Source organism: Microvirga tunisiensis (assembly GCF_009296175.1).
GTDB lineage: Bacteria > Pseudomonadota > Alphaproteobacteria > Rhizobiales > Beijerinckiaceae > Microvirga > Microvirga tunisiensis.
Genome location: NZ_VOSK01000446.1, coordinates 1 through 4,388 on the forward strand (window position 1 = coordinate 1; position 4,388 = coordinate 4,388).

Genomic DNA, 4,388 nt, shown 5'->3' on the forward strand with positions numbered 1-4,388 from the left:
TCTCGTATATCGCCGCGCGGCCCTCCTCGGCAGCCATGCCGTCCTCGCCAATGTTGCCGCGCGAACCCACGCCCACATAAAGCTTCGAGCCATCGGGGCTCGCCAGCAGGCTGCGCGTCCAATGCCCACCGGGCTTGAACCCAACCAGCTTGCGACCCGGCCCGGTGACGCGCCCCGTGCCTGCGTCATAGGGGAAGGCGACGGCTCCATCGGTGTTGCCGACGTAGAACGTCCCGGCCACCAGCGCCATTCCGAAGGGCTGGTTCAAGCCGTCCAGGAACACGTCCCTGACTTCGGCTACCCCGTCGCTATCCGCATCGTGCAGCCGCGTGATGCGGTTCGCACTGACGCCTACGGCGCCTGCGCGTTTCATCGTGCTGAGTGCCGCATAGGTAAAGATCGACTTGACCGGGTGCATGACGACGGCGATCAGCGACTTGACGGTTTCAGTTGCGCCTCGCGCCTCGGCGACGAGGACGTCGCCATTCGACAGGACCTCGATCCACCTGGGATGCTCGAGGTTGGTCGCAAAGGGGTTGACCTGGAGGCCCGGGGCCGCGATCGGCGTCTGCCCGGCAGCCCATCCCCTTGCCGCGGGCATCTTGAGCGTCATCAGGCTGCCCTGTGGCTTTGCTGCGGGGATCACGGGAGTGCGGCCGAATGCCGGCTCGTGCGAGCCTTCCCGCCTCCCTCGAGCCCGTGCCATTGTGCCGCCGATCATGGCCACGCCGCGCGCAAACATCCCCGATACGGTCATCACCACCTGCCTTGATTGCGGCGCACGTCACTCGAAGACGTCCTGCGACGTACCGATCGCTGTTCATCGTGAAGTCCGCTCCAAAGTTAGCACGCAGCGGCGGTATGCCGAAGGTTCGCTCTGAGGTGGAGGCTGTGAGGAGACGCGCTGATTGGCGCGATCTGATGATCCGGTGCGAAGTGAGCAGGCGGACCGCGATGTGCCCCTCGAGCCCTGATCCTAAGGTGAATAGCAACATCTGGCCCCGGCCTGGAAGCAGACCGAATGTCTGCTCACGGAGGAACCCCCGGACGCTCCTGAGGAGCCGGGAATTCCCTGGGTTGACCCGCTCCGGACCTTCCCGGATCAGTTCTCCCATTCGAGTCTACGTTCTACAAGGTCCCTTCCGCGACACCGTTCCCAAATCGGTGGGTGCAAGGATTTGCAGTCCTCTGCGGAACCGGTCTGCACCGGCCCTCGGCTGCATAGGGCGATGTTCCTGCGGTAGGACGGTGCAGAGGCGGCTATGATCTCTTGGCTTGGGTCTGGAGCATCGCCCCCAACTGCTCCTCATCCAGGCGGGGAGAGACCGGGAAAACGTGCTCCTCTCGGTCTCTCCTACGCCAGGCATTCGCGAATATTCGCGCGCCAGATGAAGCCTACTGCGGAGCGGTTTTTACTGAATAATCGGCGTGGCGTTCCATAAGCTCGCAGGAAGACTTTCCGAACGCTTCAGATCGCATTCCATACTGATGACTATAGGGAATTGCGTGGCCGGAACTCTTCCGCCACTGGAACCTTATTTCAGCAGTCTACTGGCTAGCTCTGGGAGACGCCATGTCTCGCTTCTACCTTCACATCCGCTGCAAAGATGGAGGTATGAGTTACGACGATCTCGGCCTCGATTACCCGGATGTGGAGACGGCCTGGAGAGCAGTGGTGCGGGCTGCCCAAGACCTCAAACATGTGTTCGCAGCCCGAGGCCACGATCCACGGGACTATGCCATCGAGGTTGAGGATGATACCGGCGAGATAGTTTTCCGCCTGCCGTTCTCCGAACAATTGAGATCCTCTTTGCTGCAATCTCACGCCACTTACAAGCTCGTCGGCAGCCATCTCGGCTGGCTGATTTATCGCGACGATGAGTTTGTTGCAGGCTTCGCACAACGGTTGCCCGCTGAGTTGTTGGTCTGGGAGATGGTGGAGACCCGATGCGCCGAGCACAAGGCGTCTCAAGTCCTGGTTGAAGACGAACTCGTGTGCGAGAAGCACCTTTGCCGCTGCTTCAAGGAAGCGCCTTCCGGAACCCTGCTGTCTTAGTCAAAGGAGCAGCAAGCGCATTCCAAACTGGGGATTATGTGAAATCACGGCTCGTCCTGAACGGATGCAGACTGAGGCGGCAGAACTGCACATTTCGTCATGTACACGGTGTTTGGAGTGCCAAAATCTGGTTTATAGGTTGAACCGCACCAATGGCCTCCGCCCGTCTCGCCGGTGTCCCCCAGCAGGGCACGATATTGGATCCGCTCGTCCGGCACGTCGATCCATCGCTGATCCACGAGCATCTGCACGCCACTTGCTCTCATGCGGTGAAGCGCAGGGCGGCAATCCTGGTCATCGCAGCAGCTTGCGCCCACTTCGTCCAGAAGAAGCGAATAGATGTCGTGAGCCCGGATCGGCAGCGGCAGGCTGGCGACGAGAACAACGGCTACCAAGGCAGTTCTTGAAAACATATGCCCCTCCCTTACGGGCCCGGTCCCTCATGGGCGGATTGGGGCGTGTATCAGAGCCCTAAAGGGCTGCGAGAGAGGCTAGGTCGACGGCAGGCTTGAGAATACGCCCATTTCGCTACCTCTTCAATCAAACCGGGCCGAGGGTGCCTGTGTTCAGTTCCATAAAGAGGGCTTCTCGGAAATTCGCGGCTCAGTTGACGGTCTCGGTCAGGCGATCCTGTATGCTTCTCTCAAGATCAAGCATACCGTCGGTGAGGCTGGCCCAGCTTCCAGCCATCAGCACTGTGGCCGAGACATTCACAAGCGCCAGGACGACTACCAGAACCAGCATGAGACGGGGAAACTCTTGCGGCTGTCGATCGCGATCCCTTGCCCAGTGGACCCGCAGGTGAAGGTTGGAGGCAATCATCGGGCCAGTCCTCAGAAGGGTTCCAACCAAAACTGCCCTATGATGAGTTTGGAGCGCGAAGGTGAGGTGCGCCAAGGCACCTGGAAGGATGCGAATGAGGTGGCCTTCGCCTGCGGTCAGGCGCATAATCAGCAGCAGTTTGGGATTGGTCCAGCTCGGCCTGTCGCCATGTCTAAGACGCTGAACAGATGCGACGTGCTTGCGCGGATTGACCGGGACATTGCCGAGGGCGAACGGCGTGTGGCGGAGCAGATTGCCCTGATCAAGTGGATGAGCGCGGAATGTCTCGATACGACCTTGGCGCAAAGCTTGCTCTTTAACTTGGAAGAAATCCTGAAGCATTGGCACGCCCACCGCCAGTTGATCCTTGAGGCGAACCCACAAGACCAGGCGCAAGATTTCTAAATCCATAAAGGGTCTTATCCGAATTACGCTGCCCGAGGCTGGTCCATGGTAATGTGCTTGCCCAGCACGGCAGCATCGTTTCGGAATGGGTTACTCAAGCGGAGGTGTGTGATGCCCAGGTACTACTTCACCATCACATATCCAGGCGGGTACATCCAAGACCGTTACGAACACGAGCTGCCCAACCTCACAACCGCCCAGGACCAAGCCTTGCACTTTGCGCAATGGATGCGCGGGCAAGGTCAGCATTGGCAGCAGGCCATTCTTCACATCATCAGTGAGGGCCAAGAGCTGGCCTCGGTACCGTTTTCTGTAGGTGGAAAGCACCTTCCATAAAGGCAGTTCTGCTAATTAACGCGGTGTGGGTTACACGCGCGAGGCGGTGTTGTTGGCGACAATGTTCGTGAGCCTTGGGGACAGATCCGGTTTGTTCTGCCGTTTGTTTCGTTGTCCCGTAATTGTGCGGCCCGTCCCAAAAAGCGTCTTATTGGAACTTCGCGAGGCGTTCCGTCAGAACGCGGATCAGCTCGTGATGGGCCTTCAGAGCATTCTCCGTGGGTCCACCCCAAAGGCCAGTGCCCATTAAGGCCTGGATCTGCTTTTGCTCAAAGACAATTCGCTGCCGCATGCTTTCCGGGGTGGTGTGCTTGGCCGCCTCTTTTTGCACCCATCTGGAGCTTTGATCGACCCGCTTTTGCATCGGCCCCTCGGGATTGCCTGTCCCATAAGGTCGATCTACCACACGGACGGTCAGAAGGCTTGAACTGCTTTAGGGGAAGGCTTCAAATCATATTGTAGGGAGTTTCGCGTCTCGTTCGGTCAAGCAGCCCCTGCATTGCTTCCTGCCCCCTCACGCCCAGTTCCCTAAACGGCCTTATCAGAAATTCGCGCCGCGGTTTTGTGCGTATCCATCCGAGCGGGGCCGCGGGATTTTGGGTGCCGCGCGTGGTAACGTCGGTTCATGGAGATCGATGAGGACAAGATCGACGATGCCGTTTTGGCGCTGTTATGGCTGACGCTGCATAACGAGCGTTGTGCCTGGAAGGGCTTCGACTGGGCAACGACGGATCGGCTTCACAAGAAGGGCTTGATCGGCGACCCAGTC

Annotated in this window: 8 protein-coding genes; 4 read left to right on the forward strand and 4 right to left on the reverse strand. The window is 59.2% G+C overall.

Translation table 11 applies throughout. The features are described from left to right. On the reverse strand, nucleotides 1–757 hold a 757-nt coding region (locus FS320_RS38930), incomplete at its 3' end, for a PQQ-dependent sugar dehydrogenase family protein (RefSeq protein ID WP_483238181.1). Between the two features lie 816 nt (nucleotides 758–1,573). Here FS320_RS38930 and FS320_RS38935 point away from each other — a divergent pair. Beyond that, nucleotides 1,574–2,056, forward strand: a complete 483-nt coding sequence (locus FS320_RS38935) for a DUF6894 family protein (protein ID WP_152739065.1) — start codon at nucleotides 1,574–1,576, stop codon at nucleotides 2,054–2,056. Nucleotides 2,057–2,100: 44 nt separating this feature from the next. On the opposite strand, the gene FS320_RS38940 is transcribed toward FS320_RS38935, so the two are convergent. Together FS320_RS38940 and FS320_RS38945 are read right to left on the reverse strand one after the other, a co-directional pair. After that, nucleotides 2,101–2,469 (reverse strand): hypothetical protein, encoded by a 369-nt coding sequence (locus tag FS320_RS38940; RefSeq protein ID WP_152717716.1) that lies wholly within the window; start codon nucleotides 2,467–2,469, stop codon nucleotides 2,101–2,103. Between the two features lie 190 nt (nucleotides 2,470–2,659). Then, nucleotides 2,660–2,878: a hypothetical protein gene (locus FS320_RS38945; protein ID WP_152717718.1), complete on the reverse strand. Its 219-nt coding sequence runs from the start codon at nucleotides 2,876–2,878 to the stop codon at nucleotides 2,660–2,662. Between the two features lie 39 nt (nucleotides 2,879–2,917). Between FS320_RS38945 and FS320_RS49075 the strand changes: the two genes are divergently transcribed. Together FS320_RS49075 and FS320_RS38955 are read left to right on the forward strand one after the other, a co-directional pair. Continuing rightward, nucleotides 2,918–3,283, forward strand: coding sequence for a hypothetical protein (locus tag FS320_RS49075; protein ID WP_244627669.1), 366 nt, complete (start codon nucleotides 2,918–2,920; stop codon nucleotides 3,281–3,283). A 111-nt stretch (nucleotides 3,284–3,394) separates the two neighbouring features. Then, on the forward strand, nucleotides 3,395–3,619 hold the full coding sequence (locus tag FS320_RS38955) for a DUF6894 family protein (protein ID WP_152717720.1): 225 nt from the start codon (nucleotides 3,395–3,397) through the stop codon (nucleotides 3,617–3,619). Nucleotides 3,620–3,767: 148 nt separating this feature from the next. On the opposite strand, the gene FS320_RS38960 is transcribed toward FS320_RS38955, so the two are convergent. Next, nucleotides 3,768–3,983, reverse strand: coding sequence for a hypothetical protein (locus tag FS320_RS38960; RefSeq protein WP_152717722.1), 216 nt, complete (start codon nucleotides 3,981–3,983; stop codon nucleotides 3,768–3,770). Nucleotides 3,984–4,244: 261 nt separating this feature from the next. Between FS320_RS38960 and FS320_RS49080 the strand changes: the two genes are divergently transcribed. Next, on the forward strand, nucleotides 4,245–4,388 hold a 144-nt coding region (locus tag FS320_RS49080; RefSeq protein ID WP_244626992.1), incomplete at its 3' end, for a DUF6429 family protein.

Bases quoted from the DNA above. Each gene is read 5' to 3' on its own strand.
- FS320_RS38935 (WP_152739065.1), top strand. From the start codon at position 1,574: ATGTCTCGCTTCTACCTTCACATCCGCTGCAAAGATGGAGGTATGAGT.
- FS320_RS38940 (WP_152717716.1), bottom strand. From the start codon at position 2,469: ATGTTTTCAAGAACTGCCTTGGTAGCCGTTGTTCTCGTCGCCAGCCTG.
- FS320_RS38945 (WP_152717718.1), bottom strand. From the start codon at position 2,878: ATGATTGCCTCCAACCTTCACCTGCGGGTCCACTGGGCAAGGGATCGC.
- FS320_RS49075 (WP_244627669.1), top strand. From the start codon at position 2,918: ATGATGAGTTTGGAGCGCGAAGGTGAGGTGCGCCAAGGCACCTGGAAG.
- FS320_RS38955 (WP_152717720.1), top strand. From the start codon at position 3,395: ATGCCCAGGTACTACTTCACCATCACATATCCAGGCGGGTACATCCAA.
- FS320_RS38960 (WP_152717722.1), bottom strand. From the start codon at position 3,983: ATGCAAAAGCGGGTCGATCAAAGCTCCAGATGGGTGCAAAAAGAGGCG.